Origin of the sequence: Rubripirellula lacrimiformis (genome assembly GCF_007741535.1) — a bacterium.
In the GTDB taxonomy this organism is placed as follows: Bacteria; Planctomycetota; Planctomycetia; order Pirellulales; family Pirellulaceae; genus Rubripirellula; species Rubripirellula lacrimiformis.
The window spans coordinates 519982-536107 of the sequence record NZ_CP036525.1 but is presented as its reverse complement, the minus strand read 5'-3'; the positions used below and the strand labels follow the sequence as shown (position 1 = coordinate 536107).

13 protein-coding genes are annotated in these 16126 nt (G+C 56.4%); 6 read left to right on the top strand and 7 right to left on the bottom strand.

All coding sequences use genetic code 11. The features are described from left to right. Positions 1-44 precede the first annotated feature (44 nt). From K227x_RS01885 to K227x_RS01875, 3 genes are all read right to left on the bottom strand, one after another. A complete protein-coding gene (locus tag K227x_RS01885) occupies positions 45-824 on the bottom strand; it encodes an SDR family NAD(P)-dependent oxidoreductase (RefSeq protein WP_145167816.1) in 780 nt (259 codons plus the stop codon). A gap of 65 nt (positions 825-889) precedes the next feature. Continuing rightward, the gene (locus K227x_RS01880) at positions 890-2713 is read right to left on the bottom strand and encodes an alpha-amylase family glycosyl hydrolase (protein WP_145167815.1); all 1824 of its coding nucleotides are present in this window, start codon (positions 2711-2713) and stop codon (positions 890-892) included. A gap of 112 nt (positions 2714-2825) precedes the next feature. Further along, a complete protein-coding gene (locus K227x_RS01875) occupies positions 2826-3293 on the bottom strand; it encodes a hypothetical protein (protein ID WP_145167814.1) in 468 nt (155 codons plus the stop codon). A 241-nt stretch (positions 3294-3534) separates the two neighbouring features. Between K227x_RS01875 and K227x_RS01870 the strand changes: the two genes are divergently transcribed. The 6 genes from K227x_RS01870 (at position 3535) to pdeM (ending at position 12143) form a co-directional block, all read left to right on the top strand. Beyond that, positions 3535-4875, top strand: a complete 1341-nt coding sequence (locus tag K227x_RS01870) for a putative DNA modification/repair radical SAM protein (RefSeq protein ID WP_246146442.1) — start codon at positions 3535-3537, stop codon at positions 4873-4875. An 11-nt stretch (positions 4876-4886) separates the two neighbouring features. Further along, positions 4887-6269, top strand: coding sequence for a UdgX family uracil-DNA binding protein (locus tag K227x_RS01865; RefSeq protein WP_145167813.1), 1383 nt, complete (start codon positions 4887-4889; stop codon positions 6267-6269). Further along, complete coding sequence (locus K227x_RS01860; protein ID WP_145167812.1) at positions 6266-7306, top strand: ligase-associated DNA damage response exonuclease; 1041 nt, start codon at positions 6266-6268, stop codon at positions 7304-7306. The genes K227x_RS01865 and K227x_RS01860 overlap by 4 nt, the downstream gene beginning before the upstream one ends. After that, a complete protein-coding gene (locus K227x_RS01855) occupies positions 7303-8898 on the top strand; it encodes an ATP-dependent DNA ligase (RefSeq protein WP_145167811.1) in 1596 nt (531 codons plus the stop codon). The genes K227x_RS01860 and K227x_RS01855 overlap by 4 nt, the downstream gene beginning before the upstream one ends. Before the next feature lie 69 nt (positions 8899-8967). Beyond that, positions 8968-11463, top strand: a complete 2496-nt coding sequence (locus K227x_RS01850; protein WP_145167810.1) for a ligase-associated DNA damage response DEXH box helicase — start codon at positions 8968-8970, stop codon at positions 11461-11463. Beyond that, entirely contained in the window at positions 11460-12143 is a 684-nt protein-coding gene (gene pdeM, locus K227x_RS01845) for a ligase-associated DNA damage response endonuclease PdeM (protein WP_145167809.1), read from the top strand. Before K227x_RS01850 ends, pdeM begins: the two co-directional genes overlap by 4 nt. Before the next feature lie 5 nt (positions 12144-12148). Here pdeM and K227x_RS01840 read toward each other — a convergent pair whose 3' ends face one another. From K227x_RS01840 to K227x_RS01825, 4 genes are all read right to left on the bottom strand, one after another. Then, positions 12149-13204, bottom strand: coding sequence for a zinc-binding metallopeptidase family protein (locus K227x_RS01840; protein ID WP_145167808.1), 1056 nt, complete (start codon positions 13202-13204; stop codon positions 12149-12151). A 93-nt stretch (positions 13205-13297) separates the two neighbouring features. Further along, positions 13298-13903: a DUF6691 family protein gene (locus tag K227x_RS01835; RefSeq protein ID WP_145167807.1), complete on the bottom strand. Its 606-nt coding sequence runs from the start codon at positions 13901-13903 to the stop codon at positions 13298-13300. 33 nt (positions 13904-13936) lie between these two features. Next, positions 13937-14497 carry a YeeE/YedE thiosulfate transporter family protein gene (locus K227x_RS01830; protein ID WP_145167806.1) on the bottom strand — a complete coding sequence of 187 codons (561 nt, stop codon included), beginning with the start codon at positions 14495-14497 and terminating at the stop codon, positions 13937-13939. Continuing rightward, a complete protein-coding gene (locus K227x_RS01825) occupies positions 14494-15906 on the bottom strand; it encodes an MBL fold metallo-hydrolase (RefSeq protein WP_145167805.1) in 1413 nt (470 codons plus the stop codon). Before K227x_RS01825 ends, K227x_RS01830 begins: the two co-directional genes overlap by 4 nt. Between the last annotated feature and the right edge of the window lie 220 nt (positions 15907-16126).

The window sequence follows — 16126 nt, the reverse complement described above, 5'->3', positions numbered from 1 at the left end:
GAATGCGACGGTGGACAGGAATGACGTGATCGACTGACACAACGCTACGGCGAGCCAGGCTTTTGAAGCTTGCCGACAATTTTGCGTGTCAGGAATCGGGGGACAAAGCTGGTCGAAGTTGCCATCAACCGGTTTCTCCAGCCCGGCACCACGATGTCTTCGTTTTTCCGGTAACCGTCGAACCCGGCCTTTGCGACGTCTTCGGCCGACATCGCTTGCGAGGCGAACATTTCTAGTTTGCCCATTTCCGAGTCGTCCCCAAATCCTGTTTTGGTCGGGCCCGGCGCTAGCAGGGTGACATGCAGCCCGCTTTCGCTCAGTTCTTCTCGCAGCGCCTCAGTGAACGACAAAACGTAGGCTTTGGTGGCGTAGTAGACCGCCATGTGGGGCCCCGCTTGGTAGCCCGCAATCGACCCGACATTCAAAATGCCGCCACGTCCACGGTGGATCATGGGCGGCAACAGTTGTCTGGTCAGCCGCGTCAGTGCGGTGACATTGACCATCACCATGTTGGTTTGCCGATCGGCATCCAGTTCAGCGAAAGCGCCAAGCTGACCGAAACCGGCATTGTTGACCAACGTGTCCACTGACAGCGATCGCTCAGCCAACTGCCCGCACAGCCGGTCCACCGCATCGTGCTTGGACAAGTCGGATTCAATGGCAGTTGCGGAAATTTGATAGGCCGAGCTCAGCTGATCCGCTAGTTCGTCTAACTTCCCCTTGCTGCGAGCCACCAGTACCAGATCGTCGCCGTCGCGTGCGAAGAGCTTCGCAAGTTCTTTTCCGATGCCAGAGGAAGCTCCAGTAATCAGTGTTGTCGTCATGATTCAGTGCAGGTTGAAGGTCATAGGTCTGATTTTTCGATCGGCCTGGCAGCCACCCGCGATGGTCAGCGGTCTTGGGAAAAGATCAGCACCGTGTAGGGCGGCAGCTCGACATGCCCTCGGAAAGGTTGGCCGTCATACCCTTCGGTTACTGCTTCGATATCGCCGCTAGCGGCTTCCGAAAAATCGTCGCTATAGGTCCGTTGATCGCTACTGAATCGACGTTTCCAAACTCCATCAGCCGGCAACCCGATCTGATAGTGTTCAAAGTGCTTGTTGGCAAAGTTCGCGACAACGATCACATCATCGCCAGGTCCGCCATCGTAACTTCGCCGGAATGCGACGATTTTGTCACAGCAGTTCAGGTGATGCACATCGATCCTTTGCCCGGTCAGCCCTTTGGTTTTCCCATCACGATTGAGTCGCAATCGAATCAGATCTCGAGTCAACCGGCAGATACCGCCAACACTGTCTTTCTTGTCCCAGTCCAGCTCTTCGGTATCTTGGAACCAGCCATCTTGCAGCAGTTCCTGCCCCTGGAACAACATTGGGATCCCCGGCGCGGTCATCACCAACGCAATCCCCAATGCGGACCGTTTCTGTGCAAACCAATCTTCGGGGTCCGCCTCGTTCACTTCGCTAGGGATGCGTGATTTACCGTTGGCAACCTCGTCGTGAGATTCGGTATACACAATTCGTTGAAATGCGTCACCGTTGTATCCGTGGTACAAGGCATCGCGAACCTTCAACATGTCACGTGATTCGTCATCGGGTTGCGTGATGACCTCGCGAATGGGGTGAACGAAACTCGCATCCCATTGGGCGGAGAACCCTGCCCCACCCTCGATGTCCGACTTGGTCAAATATTCGTTGTTTTGCAGGTCTTCGGCGATCGTGATTGCGGAAGGCTTGAATTGGTGGATCTCGCGGTTGACCCATTGAGTCAGCCCCCACCCTTCAGGAATCTCTTGCTGGCCGCTCGCATCGACCGACCGAATGTACAGCGTCATGTCGTACCGCAAGCCATCCACCCGATAGTCTTCTAGCCACATCATGGCGTTGTCACGGATGTAGCTGCGGACTTCTCCGCGTCCGTAATCGGGGCGAGTGTCTCCCCACGGTGTGTGGCTTCGATAGTCGTTGTAGAAATAGATCCCGCCCTTGCCGTTCTCGCTCCACCCGTCGAACTGCCAAAGGTCCAGATCGCTAGGGCCAAAGTGGTTGTAAACGACGTCCAGAATCACCGCGAACCCGGCCTTGTGTGCCTCACGCACAAAGGTCTTGAAACCGAGAGGCCCGCCATAGGCAGACTCGATTGCAAATGGGTGGGCTGGGTTGTAGCCCCAGGACAAGTCACCAGCGAACTCCGCAATCGGCATCACCTGCAGCGCGTTGACGCCAAGCTGTTTCAAGTGTTCGAACTTCTGTTGATAGTCGTCGAACGTCCCCACGGCGCCGTCATTGCGGTGAAAGGTCCCGATATGGGTTTCGTAGATTACCAATTCGTTCCAGGCCGGCATTTCGAATGCGTCATCTTGCCAGTCGAAATCCGGTTGATGGACGATTCCGTTGCCGACACTATTGGTGACTTCGCGAACGCGTGGATCAATTCGTTCAAAGGTCTGATCACCGTTGGTCAGCACGTACTTGTACTGATCGCCAGGCTTCGCATGGTCGACGACGACGAACCAATTTCCGTGGTCCTCTGCCTGCATCACATGACTGTCCGGATCCCAATCGTTGAAATCGCCCACGACGCACACCTTGTCCGCACCGGGTGCCCAGACACGAAATGCGACGCCGCCGTCAAGGACGATGGGCCCCATCCCGACGATCTGCGACTGCATTTCGGACGACGGTGATTGGCCAAGCAAAGTAGTGTGCGTCATCAAGAGGGTTCCACTGAAACGTTAGACGTGTTGAGACTTGAAAAAACGGTCCGTCAGTTTCGCGAATGGTTTCTTTCAGGGAGACCGATCGCGAGATTTCGGACCACAAAGGCTAGGCGCCAAACCGACCACGAACTCTGTCCCAGGCAGTCGCTTCTTGGTGAGCACGGACGTAGGCCGTCGTCGCCAAAACGCCAAGCGCGAACCCGAACGCCATCGCGCCCAACGACAACTTCACAGGCGATTCGTCGATCTCGTACTGAACACGCTCCACCGCCGAATGGGCAGACTCGGCAACGTTGTCCGAAAATCCCTTCAGCCGGTCGGTCAAAGGGTCCAACATTCCAGGATCCACCGGGGCGAATTCAGAAACGGCTGATTCCACTTCTTCCCGGCTCTCGCCCACTTGCTGTGACACAAATCCGGTGATGGCGGCGACGGATTGTTCGCACTGCCGCAGGTCACCTTGGTCGATTTGCGGCCAACGCAAGCCAACCGCTGCGTAGACGTCCGCCCATGGTGATTGCGAGGCGTCGCCAGATTGGTGGGCGACGGCGGCATTGGATTGTTTATTCGACATAGAACTGATTCTCCGAGTAAGTGGTTAATAGCTGCGTCCGATCCCGGTTCATACTCTTCGGGCCAAATAGACGATCAGCAAAACGACCAAGACTGTCCCTAGGATTCCGCCACCGATGTACATACTCGTTCTCCGTTAAGGTCTTCGTGATTGGCGTCCTGCGTGGTCGCCTTTGGTGCATAGGATCAAAGCAAAGCCTGTGCCAACGGACGCAATCCCGGTACGTCCTTTGCATCTGGCCATGCTTCGAAAACAAACCGCCTCCGGCAAACGGGCTGCGCAGCGGCGCATCCGAGCAACGACCTCCAACAGGACACGACACTTGGCGATGGATGTGCAAGACAAGCTGACGATCCTCGCGGATGCCGCGAAATACGATGCTTCCTGCGCCAGCAGTGGATCCAAAGGAACACGACCTGGCAGCAAAATCGGCAGCACCGAAGGCATGGGGATCTGTCACAGCTACACGCCGGACGGGCGTTGTGTATCGCTGTTAAAAATCTTGCTGACGAACTACTGCATCTACGATTGCCAGTACTGTGTGAATCGCATCTCAAGCGATACGCCGCGTGCTCGGTTTACGGTCGATGAAGTCGTTTCGTTGACGATGGAGTTCTATAAACGCAACTATATCGAAGGGCTATTCCTCAGTTCGGGCATCATCCAAACCTCCGACTACACGATGGAACAGTTGATCGAAGTGGCGCGTCGCCTGCGAGTCGATCAACATTTCGGTGGCTACATTCATCTAAAAACGATTCCGAATGCGTCGAGCGCGTTAATCGAGCAGGCTGGTCGCTGGGCGGACCGCCTGAGCGTGAATATTGAACTTCCAACCGAAAGCGACTTGGTCCAACTGGCACCGGAGAAGAACAAGCCGCAGATTGTCGGCACGATGACCGGCATTCGCGAGAAGATCGACGAAACGACTCAGGAGAAGAAGTCCGGGTTCAAGCCACCGCGGTTCGCACCCGCTGGACAGAGCACCCAAATGATTGTGGGGGCGACGCCAACACCCGATTTGGAAATTTTGAAGACGGCGTCCGAACTGTACACGGGCCAGCGATTGCGACGAGTCTACTATTCCGCCTACAGCCCGATCCCGCATGCCGACGCGAGGCTGCCTGGCCAGTCGCCGCCGATGGTGCGTGAACATCGCTTGTATCAAGCTGATTGGTTGATGCGTTTCTATGGGTTCGACGCCAACGAGATCGTGACCGAAAGCGACTCGAACCTATCCTTGGACATGGACCCCAAGTTGGCTTGGGCGATCGCGAACCGCCACTTCTTTCCAGTCGACGTGAATCGGGCCAGCCGCGAGGAACTGTTGCGGATCCCGGGGATTGGCGTGCGGAGTGTGGATCGCATTCTAGTCATCCGCCGGTATCAAAGCCTGCGTTGCAGCGATCTCCGAAAACTGCGTGTGGCGTGGAATCGAACCAAGTGGTTCGTACAAGCTGCCGACCACAATCCGGGTTTAGCCAGCCTAGACAAGCTAGATCTTGGCAAACAAGCAAAACCCAAAACGACCCAATTGATGCTGTTCGACGCGGCACAATCGGCAGTCTCGGGCGAGGTTTAACGGGCACCAGCATGCAGACTATTTTCATTGACAGTTACGATCGATGGCGGACCGAAGCCCGACGTCTGATCACCATGGACGTGCATCCGTCAGACGTCCAGTGGCAATCGAATGCCGAACAACCAAGTTTGTTCGACGATGACTTGCTGCCGCAACCAGACTGCAAACACGGATTCAGCGTTCCACGAAAATTCTTGGAATTGGCCAAGAATGTTGCCTGCCACCGCAGTGATGCCCGTTGGTCGATCCTGTATCGAACTCTGTGGCGAATCCTGAACCAGCATCGCGAGCTGTTGAACATCACCACCGATGACGACGTCTACCAGTTGGTCCAGATGCAGAAGGCGGTCACACGAGACGTCCACAAAATGAAAGCTTTCGTGCGGTTCCGCAAAGTGTCTGACAATCCCGAATCGTTCATGGCATGGCACCGTCCGGATCATCGGATCGTTCGATTAGCAGCCCCCTTTTTCGCGAGACGTTTCCGAGGCATGAACTGGTCGATCTTTACACCCGACGAATCGGTGGCTTGGGACCAATCCGAATTGCAGTACGGACCGGGCGTGCCTGCCAGTGCCGTTTCTAGCGAAGACGCCCTCGAAGAATTGTGGAAGACGTACTACGCGTCCACGTTCAACCCAGCCCGCGTGAAGGTGGCGATGATGAAACGTGAAATGCCCGTCCGGCATTGGGCCACCCTTCCCGAAACGGACCTGATACCGGAACTACTGCAGCGAGCACCGACGCGGGTCGATCAAATGATTGAAACCCAAGAAGGATTTGGTCAGACCGCCGCCCACTTCATGCCGACGGAACGCAGTCTGGAAAGCTTGTCCGATGCAGCCGGTCGGTGCACGGCCTGTGATCTTTGCCACGATGCCAATCAACTGGTCTTCGGCGAAGGTCCCGCCAATGCCAAAATCGTTCTGATTGGCGAACAGCCGGGCGACTTGGAAGACATCCAGGGAAAGCCTTTCGTGGGTCCGGCGGGCCAACTGCTTGACGAATGTTTGGCGGCGGCCGGTATCGACCGGACCACGGTGTATGTCACCAACACGGTCAAACACTTCAAGTTCACAAGGCTTGACAAACGGCGTTTGCACAAGAAGCCCGATTCGCGAGAGATCTTTGCATGTCGTCCGTGGCTGGAAGCCGAGCTGGAAGAGATCCAGCCTGATGTGATCGTGTGCCTGGGTGCAACGCCCGCACAAGCACTGCTGGGACGCGATTTCCGCATCACCCGGTCGCGAGGAAAGCGGCTGCAGACCGAATGGTGCAAACAGACGGTCGCAACGTGGCACCCAGCGGCCGTCTTGCGTATGCCTGACCAGTCCCGACGTCATCAAATGCAGGAACAATTGGTCGGCGACCTTCGAATGGCGGTGGGGGAATGACGATCTTGGAATTTACGACCACCGGTCTCTACTGTTCATTGGGCGATTTCTATGTCGATCCAAACCGGCCGGTCGATCGCGCCGTGGTGAGTCATGCACACACCGATCACGCCCGTTGGGGTTGCCGTCGCTATTTGGCCGCAAAACCGAGCGAACATCTGCTGCGAATGCGGATGAACGACGATGCCGAATTTCAGTTCCTGGAATATGGCGATTCCATTTCCATTGGCGGTGTGAACATCAGCTTTCATCCCGCTGGACATATCCTTGGTTCGGCACAGGTACGCTTGGAACATCGTGGTCGCGTCGAAGTGGTGACCGGCGACTACAAACTGGGCGACGACCCGACTTGTGAAAGCTGGCAACCGGTTCGTTGTCATCTGATGGTGACGGAATCGACCTTTGGCCTGCCCGTTTATCGCTGGCAACCTGATCCGGTAACAACCGCGTCGATCAACCAGTGGTGGCGAGAAAGCCAAGACGAAGGCAAGTGCTGTGTGTTGTACGGATACGCAGTTGGAAAGAGCCAACGATTGCTGGCCGGTTTGGATCCAGACATCGGACCGATCTATACGCACGGCGCAGTCGAAAAAGGAACCGAAGCGTATCGGAAGTCTGGAATTGCGATGCCCGAAACGACCTACGTCGGGTCCATCACTGGAAAACATGACTGGGCCGGCGGCATGGTCGTCGCTGTACCAAGCGCCCATGGCACACCGTGGATGCGCAGGTTCGGGACCGTTAGCACCGCGATGGCCAGTGGGTGGATGGCGGTCCGAGGCGCGCGCCGGCGGCGCAGCGTGGACCGTGGATTTGTGGTCAGCGACCACGTGGATTGGCCATCATTGATGCAGGCGATCGATTTGTGTGACCCGGAAACAGTGTGGGTCACGCACGGATACAGCGCCGTGGTGGCTCGCCATTTGAACGAACAGGGACGCAGTGCCGAAGTCTTGGAAACCTCGGCTCGCAGCGAATCAGACGAAGACGCTGCCGCCGATGTGGATGTGGATATGGAAACGGACGGTGAAACATGAAACGGTTCGCACAGCTGTACAACGCACTGGACTCGACAACCAAGACCAATGAAAAAATCGCGGCGATGTCAGACTACTTTGGCAGTGCCGACAGATTGGACGCAGCCTGGGCGATCCATTTCTTATCCGGCAGCAAACTGAAACGGCTTGTCCCTACCAAGCGATTGCGAAGTTGGGCGGCCGAGGTTGCGGGTATCCCCGATTGGTTGTTTGATGAATCGTATCACGCGGTAGGTGACTTGGCGGAAACGTTGACACTGACTGTCCCACCGGGCAGCAGCAACGAAGACCACAGCCTGGCCCACTGGATCACCGAACGATTGATGCCACTGCGTCGAATGGACCCGGATGCACAACGGGCAGCGATCTTGACGATCTGGGAAGAAACCGCGCCCCAGGAAAGATTCGTCGTGATGAAACTGATCACGGGATCATTTCGCGTCGGTGTCAGCAAGCGTCTGGTGACACGGGCAATCGCTGATCGGTTCAAGATCGCCCCCGACGTGATCGCACACCGTCTGATGGGCAACTGGGAACCGTCGCCAGAACTGATCCAACGATTGATCGATCCTGATACGCAGGACACGATCATCAGCCAACCGTACCCATTTTGTTTGGCACACGCGATTGCAAATGACGTTGGTCCCGAACCCTTGGGCGAACCATCGGACTATGCTGCGGAATGGAAGTGGGACGGAATCCGCGGACAGGTGATTCGCCGATCGGGACAGACTTTTGTTTGGTCACGCGGGGAAGAACTGATGGAGAACCGCTGGCCAGAGGTCGAGGCGGCTGCGGAGCGTTTACCGGATGGAACCGTCTTGGACGGAGAAATTCTTGCTGCGACCAGCGACGGCAACGTGCTTCCGTTTTCATCGCTGCAACGTCGGATCGCTCGCAAAACGGTTGGCAAGAAACTGCTGGCCGACGTCCCCGTCGTGTTCCACGCGTTCGACCTGTTGGAAGACGCGGGGGCCGATATCCGATCGCAACCATTTGACCAGCGTCGCGCCAGGCTGGATTGTCTGCTGTCGTCGGTCCAACATCCCCATCTGCGTTCCACACGACTGATCCAGGCGGATAGCTGGCAGCAGTGGCGACAAGTTCGCGAGACAAGCCGCGACAACAACGCCGAAGGGTTGATGTTGAAGCTGCGCAGCGCGGGGTACGACACCGGTCGTGTTCGTGGCACTTGGTGGAAATGGAAAGTCGAACCACACACGATCGACGCGGTCATGATCTATGCCCAAAAAGGACACGGCCGACGCGCCAGCCTGTACACGGACTATACGTTTGCGCTGTGGGACAATGACAAATTGGTTCCGTTCGCGAAGGCGTATAGCGGGTTAACGGATGCGGAAATCCGAAAGGTCGATCGCTTCATTCGGACGCATACTCAGGAATCGTTCGGACCGGTGCGAAGCGTATCCCCCGAACTGGTCATGGAGTTGGCGTTCGAAGGTTTGCAACGAAGTTCGCGACACAAAAGCGGCATCGCCACGCGGTTCCCAAGAATCGTTCGATGGCGTCATGACAAACAGGCCGCCGATGCCAACCAGCTAAGCGAACTGCTGGAACTATTGCCCACTTAACTTAGGCAACCCGATTCACCCAAGAGCAGACGATCCCCTTCGCCCACACGCGTCCAAAGAACCGGCAACTTGAACACAACGATCACCTCGAAACGAGAGACGCCTTCGCAGATCATCGATCGCTACTTTGCGTCGATCGGATGGAAACCGTTTGCATTCCAGCGAACCGTTTGGCGTTCGTATCGCGACGGATTTAGCGGAATGTTGCACTCCGCAACCGGAACGGGAAAGACGCTGGGCGTTTGGATGGGACCGATCCTAAAGTGGTTGCAAGAGAACCCTGACCAAACGAAATGGAATCCCAAACGACCTGCCGCAGCCCGCGTTCTTTGGATCACACCGCTTCGCGCGTTGGCCGGTGACACCGAAAATTCATTGCGTGCACCGCTTTCGGCGCTCGGTCTGCCGTGGACGCTCGATTCCAGAACCGGCGACAGCAAACAGAGCGCCAAGAACCGGCAACTGAAACGCCTGCCGACCGCGCTGGTGACAACGCCTGAAAGTCTGTCGTTGATGTTGACGCACGAAAAGCTGTTGCCACAGTTGTCACAACTTGAATGTGTCATCGTCGACGAATGGCACGAACTGCTGGGAACTAAACGTGGAATCCAGACTGAACTGGCATTGTCTCGGTTGCGTTCGCTGAACCCCGACCTGCGGGTTTGGGGAGTGTCGGCGACGCTTGGCAATCTTCCACAAGCGTGCCAGGCTCTGATGGGCGACACACCACCGGACCGCGTCAAGATTGTCGAAGGGCACAAAAAGAAGAAGGTCAAACTGGAATCGATCATCCCGGAAAAGATGGAACGGTTTCCCTGGTCGGGTCACATCGGAACCAAGATGGTGCCCCAAGTGGCCAGCCTGCTTGAAACCGTCAACAGCGCGTTGGTGTTCGCAAACACGCGATCCCAGACCGAAATCTGGTACCAACATCTTCTGAAACAAAAGCCACAGTGGGCTGGCCGGATTGCAATCCATCACGGATCGTTGGATATGTCGGTGCGGCGATGGGTCGAAGATGAACTTCGCGAAGGTAGGCTACGAGCCGTGGTCTGCACAAGCAGCTTGGACTTGGGCGTTGACTTTACCGCCGTCGATTTGGTCATCCAAATCGGCAGCCCCAAAGGTGCCGCCCGACTGTTGCAGCGTGCCGGCCGTAGCGGACATCAACCCGATGCCCAAAGCCGACTGGCCTTTGTTCCAACCAATGCGATTGAACTGATCGAACTGGCTGCCGCACAGGACGCGATTCGTGGCGGCCGTCTGGAAGCTCGTCCCATGTTGCAGAGACCACTGGATGTGCTGGCCCAACACGTTGTGACGATCGCAATCGGCGGCGGATTCACCAGCGATGCCTTGCTGAAAGAAGTGCGCACGGCCTATGCCTATCGATCGCTGACCGATGCCGAATGGCAATGGGTGCTGAACTTTGTCGTTCACGGTGGCGAATCGCTGGAAGCCTACCCCGACTTCCATCGTGTCGAAATCCAAGACGGTCGATATCAGGTCACCGAGCGGCGTACGATCACGAATCACCGTATCAACATTGGCACGATCGTCGCGGATGCGTCGATGCAGGTAAAATTCCTGAAAGGTCGAACGCTGGGAACCGCAGAGGAGAGCTTCGTGTCGAAGCTGAACCCCGGCGACAAATTCCTGTTCGCAGGCCGCTTGGTTCAACTGGTTCGTGTGAAAGACAATGCCGCGTATGTGCGGCGGGCAACCGGCAAACCAGACACTGTACCGCGGTGGATGGGCGGACGGATGCCGCTGTCGAGCGAATTGAGCGAAGCGCTGAGGCGACGAATCGAGCAAGCGTCCGAGGGCAAGTACATCGGCCGCGAAATGACGTCGCTGAAACCTCTATTCCAGTTGCAAGAAAAGTGGAGTTCCCTACCACGCAGTGACGAACTGCTGATGGAAAAGATCAAATCCCGACGCGGGCACCATCTGTTTCTGTTTCCATTCGAAGGGCGTTTGGTCCACGAAGGCATGGCGGCACTATTCGCCCACCGCATGTCCAAGCTGCGAAAGCAATCTTTTTCGATGGCGTGCAATGACCACGGAATCGTCCTGCAGTCGCCGACCGTCATCCAGGTTGAACAGGCGGTGACCGCAGGGGTGTTCGCAATCGGCGATCTGACCACAGAGATTCTAGAGAGCATGAATTCCACTGAAATGGCAAAACGTCAGTTCCGCCAAATCGCTCGCGTTGCCGGACTGATCCATCCAGGTCTACCCGGTCGACGCAAAAGCGCTAGCCATCTGCAAGCCAGCAGCAATTTGTTCTTCGATGTATTCTGCCAATACGATCCCGAAAACATGTTGTTGGAACAAAGTCGACGCGAAGTGTTAGAGCAACAGCTTGAATCAACCCGGATGCGAGCTGCACTTGGCCGAATCGAATCCAGCCGCTTGATTCTGAACGAACCGAAGAGTGTCACTCCGCTGTCGTTCGGTCTGCTGGTCGACAAACTGCGAGAACGGGTCAGTAGCGAAACGCTGGCCGATCGGGTGCGGCGGATGCAAGAAGACCTCGAATTGGCGGCGGAATCGAAAGAGTGACCCATTCCATCCATACAACGATCGCAGGAATCGAACTTCAACTGTTCGCACAGCGAGCCGCCTTCAGCGCGACGCATCGAACCTTGTTCGTCGCCGATACGCATCTCGGGAAGGACGCAACGTTTCGCCGTCACGGATTGCCGGTTCCAACGGGAAGCAGTGCCGGGACAATGCAAACGATCTCTGGCCTCCTAACCAAAACGAAAGCGAATCGACTGGTCATTTTGGGTGATATGTTTCACGCCAAGTCATCCCTTTCCAAGGAAACACTCGAATCCGTCGAGAAATTCTTGGGGAATCATCCATCACTAGAATTCACACTGATCCGCGGTAATCACGATGCGCACGTCGGATCCCTGCCGCCCCAGTGGCCGATTGAAGTGGTGTCGCCCGGGGAGCGTATAGCGGGACTCGCGTTGGGACACCATCCGGCCCCCGTCCCCGACGGGGCCGATCTGCTGCTTTGCGGTCATTTGCACCCGGCCGTTCGAATCGGCAAGGGCCGAGAATCGTTCGGAAAACTGCCCTGTTTCTGGTATTCGTCCGGTTGCCTTGTCTTTCCAGCAATCGGCGAATTCACCGGCACGCACGCGATCCAAACGAAGCAGACGGACCGCCTGTGGCTGATCGCCGATGATGAAATCATGGAGTATCCGCCGCACGCAACCAAGCACGCCTGATCCGTTCAACAGCCGTTGGCGAGCGAGTGGACAAAGCGAAGTTTTTGGACAACCGACGGGTTGAACACCTCGGGGACCAAATCCAACAGCCCGATGTCACGGTTCAATTCGTTAACAGCGATCCCGATGCCCTGATAAGCGTCGAGCAGTTGGTCAAAGTCGTGTCCGTCGACGTTGACGGTTAACTTGTTGAAGTGAGTCGACGTGCTGACGATCGCGGCCATATCCAGGTAGGCGTTGAACGTTTCAGCGAAGTCTTCCCAAGGATGCATCGTCGCATATTCGCTGATGAAACGATCCTGCCAATCGATCGGTGGACCACCGGCGTAATATGCTTGCTGCGCATCGGTGTAGTTCGGATGGACGTGGTCGCCGAATAGCTGACGGTAGTCGTCAAGGCGCCGTGGATTGACACACACATCCCAAAAGTAGTGACCAAGTTCGTGTCGAAAGTGCCCCACAAGGGTCCGCTGCGGCTCGCCGAACTTGACGCGAATCCTCTCGCGTTGAACGCTGTCCGCTTCGTCAATGTCGATCGTGATCACGCCGTTTTGATGACCTGTCGAAACCGACTCGACTTCGGAGGACTTGAAATCGAACGTCAAACGAGGCTGTACCGAATCGCTGTCGGCAAAAATCGGCAGCCCGATCTGATGCACACCATGCAGAACACGATGCTTGGCGAATTCCAGCCGCCGCCACTTCTGTAAGTTCCCGACAATTGAAAGGTCGGGGATGACTCGGTTCAGTGAGCAGAACCAGCAAAGGTTGGCGTCAGCGCTGACCAGCTTGGGTGCCATCTGCATCGACTGAGATGGCGTGGTTTCAGCGGGCAGATTCGCAACCGAAACAACACCGTTGCAGACACCGTGATTGCACCGATTATCGCACAGGTTCCATTCGCTGTTGCAGCAAACGCATTGCCAATGCCCACCGGCGGTGGAACGCATCGCGGTCACCTGCAGGCACGATGCGCACATTCCGACCGTCTGACCGCAACCTTCGCACTGAGTGCTGTGAAAGAACAACGGCCCGCCGCACTGGCATTCATAGGCGCGCATGTGGGATCTTGCCTGTGGCAGAAGGTTTACGTTTCATGCAGTGAATGTCGCCGCACCACCAAAGGGCCGGCGAAGTCGCGAGGAAGAAGATGATCAACGGACGGTATTGAATTCGATGACCAGCAAGACCACCACCAAGATTGCCGCACTGCTAAGCACCAACACTGCACGATTGACCGGCAGCAAATCATGAAGAGTGCGTTTTCCTAGATCGCCAATGGGATCTATATTCCGATGGATCCATCCCGACATCTCTGCAAAGAAATAAGAACCGACGATCATACCGGCCACCATCGCAAGTGCGTCGAAGTTCCCCTGCCCCAACGCTGCGGCACCTGTGCCGGGACAATAAGCCGACAGAGCGAAACCAGCTCCGAACAACAAGCCGCCGATGACATTGGACGCAATTCGCGTGGGCTTGATATGTAGTTCGACGAGTCTTCGGTAATGCATCCAATGAATGCCCAAGGTGCCGACAATCACCGCCGACAACATCACTTTGACGACCGTGAAGTCCTGCAGCATCAACTGGCCGATCAAGACATGAAATTTGGCGACACCACCTTTCTGCAGTAAGAAGCCGAAGACCATGCCAAAGACCAACCCCAAGGTCAAAGTCTTCATGGACACAGCATCCGTCTTCGCCGGCGGATGCACGCGAACATTCTCCGGTTGCGGTTGATCGAGAGTCGTAGTCATGATGAATCCTCTGCGGACCTGATAGCAATACGGTTAAACGGCGTACATCAACATTGCGACGACGATGCCGCCAATGAAAAAACAGATCGCGGACACCCAAGAACCGACAGCCAACTGCAGCGTTCCACTGATACCATGTCCGCTGGTGCAGCCACCTGCCATCCGGGCCCCGAATGCCATCAGACAGCCCCCTGCAAAGGCGACAATCACGCGAAGCAATCCGCTATCGGGTCCAAACCGATCCTGCCACATCGCCGGCAACAACTGTCCGGTCCATTCCCCACCGGTCCATGCGGCTGCGAAGGCACCAAGAACGACACCGCACACCAACATCAATTCCCAGCCGATCTTGGGCGGGTTGTCCTTAAAGTATTTCAGCGAACGAGTATGCCTGGGTGCGACCACGTCGCCGAGCATGCCAGCGATGCGTGCGTACGCCGTGGATGCCCCAAGCGGCTTGTTCGAGAAATAGAAAGTGAACATCGACAACACTCCGATCAGAGCGCCGACGACGTACGGCGACCAGGCCGGCCCCGCGTACTGCAATGGGTCCACCGCGGCTAACAACGCGGCGTCACGTGATTCCATGATCATGCCTGGGCCTCCACCGTTTGTTCAATGTCGTAACCCATGGTGGTCCACGCCGACCAACTGCCGGGCACGTTGGATACGTCCTGGAATCCCCGAGCCTTCATCAAGCTAGATGCAATGCTGGCTCGATAGCCGCTGGCACAATAGGCGACGTAAGCGTGTGTCTTATCCAGCCCGCGGATACGGTCACGCATATCGGCGATGAAATGATGCTGTGCCCCGGGGATATGCCCGCCCATCCATTCATCGGGCGAACGCACATCCAGAACCTGCAGCTCGGGATCATGGACCAACCGTTTTTGCAGATCTTGAACAGGGATCTGCGGGATCGTATCCAGCGGCAACCCCGCATCCTGCCACGATCGCATCCCGCCTGCCAAATAGCCCAGATGATTGGAATGACCGGTGCGAACGATCAACCGTTGCACGCGTTGGATATCTGTATCGTCATCGACAATCAACAGAAGTTTTTGGTCCAGATCGAACAGTTGCCCGACCCAGGCAGACATTTCGGGTCGGTCGCCGATATTGATCGCCCCCGGCACGTGACCGCCACCGAATGCCAACATCGACCGGGTATCGATGGTGGTCACACGCGGCTGAAGCATTGCCTTGCGAAAGTCTTCCGGTGGCAACGCTGCAATCGTAGGCAACCGATTCACGATGTCGGGTCCCGCAGCATTGACCTTCTTCAATTCCGGATAGTGCCACGGAACCGGAGGGGCATCGCCGACCACAAACTCTTGGAAAGCCTGCAGGTCGGGAAACCGCAAGAACGAATTCGTCCGACGCTCGTATCCAATCGTGCTGGAAAGTCTGTCGCCGATATCCGCTCCACAAGCGGAACCGGCACCGTGGCCTGGGTGGATCGTGACGTAGTCGTCCAGTTTCAAATAGTAGTCGTATAGAGTCTCGTACAGAGCCTCGCTAAGCGATTCCGCCTGATCGTCACCGAGTAGATCAGGTCGCCCCGCCGATCCGACGAACAAAGAATCGCCACTGAAGACCGCGAAAGGTGACCCGGGGTTCTTCCTCTCGCAGATTTCATAGGAAAGGTGTTCGGGTGTATGACCAGGAGTGTGCCGCGCGGTGAGCGAAAAACTGCCAAAGTCGAATTCGTCGGAATCGCGGACCGGTTTCCCGTCAAATTCGTAGTTGGCGTCGTGGTCGCTCAGGTAGATCGCAGCAGTGCCCAAACGATCGGCCAGCGAACGGCTACCCGATACGAAATCCGCATGAATATGCGTTTCAAAAATGTGCGTGATCGATAAGCCGTGCTTCCGCGCTAAATCCGAATAGACACATACATCCGTTCGTGGATCAATCACCGCGGCTCGGCAGCTCTCCGTGTCGCCCACCAAGTACGACAACTGAGCGATCCCGTCGGTCAAAATGGTTTCCAGAACAAACATGTCCAACTCCTGTCGAGGTGCTACTAGGCTTCGTCAAGAACTGAATACGCAATCCCTGCGCCATCAATCGCTTTTGACGGAAACTCGTTTCAGCTTCGCCCTCGCGGCGTTGGGTTTGCCGCCTTTCGGAAGGGTGCACCAGCTTCCTGGCACCGACGCGGCGCGATCGATGGTCGACCAGCATGGTCGTGAAATGTCCGCAGCGACGTCCATCGGCAAC

What these genes read in the sequence shown, in the direction of transcription:
- K227x_RS01885 (WP_145167816.1), bottom strand. Translation starts at nt 824, where the DNA reads ATGACGACAACACTGATTACTGGAGCTTCCTCTGGCATCGGAAAAGAA.
- K227x_RS01880 (WP_145167815.1), bottom strand. Translation starts at nt 2,713, where the DNA reads ATGACGCACACTACTTTGCTTGGCCAATCACCGTCGTCCGAAATGCAG.
- K227x_RS01875 (WP_145167814.1), bottom strand. Translation starts at nt 3,293, where the DNA reads ATGTCGAATAAACAATCCAATGCCGCCGTCGCCCACCAATCTGGCGAC.
- K227x_RS01870 (WP_246146442.1), top strand. Translation starts at nt 3,535, where the DNA reads ATGCTTCGAAAACAAACCGCCTCCGGCAAACGGGCTGCGCAGCGGCGC.
- K227x_RS01865 (WP_145167813.1), top strand. Translation starts at nt 4,887, where the DNA reads ATGCAGACTATTTTCATTGACAGTTACGATCGATGGCGGACCGAAGCC.
- K227x_RS01860 (WP_145167812.1), top strand. Translation starts at nt 6,266, where the DNA reads ATGACGATCTTGGAATTTACGACCACCGGTCTCTACTGTTCATTGGGC.
- K227x_RS01855 (WP_145167811.1), top strand. Translation starts at nt 7,303, where the DNA reads ATGAAACGGTTCGCACAGCTGTACAACGCACTGGACTCGACAACCAAG.
- K227x_RS01840 (WP_145167808.1), bottom strand. Translation starts at nt 13,204, where the DNA reads ATGCGCGCCTATGAATGCCAGTGCGGCGGGCCGTTGTTCTTTCACAGC.
- K227x_RS01835 (WP_145167807.1), bottom strand. Translation starts at nt 13,903, where the DNA reads ATGACTACGACTCTCGATCAACCGCAACCGGAGAATGTTCGCGTGCAT.
- K227x_RS01830 (WP_145167806.1), bottom strand. Translation starts at nt 14,497, where the DNA reads ATGATCATGGAATCACGTGACGCCGCGTTGTTAGCCGCGGTGGACCCA.
- K227x_RS01825 (WP_145167805.1), bottom strand. Translation starts at nt 15,906, where the DNA reads ATGTTTGTTCTGGAAACCATTTTGACCGACGGGATCGCTCAGTTGTCG.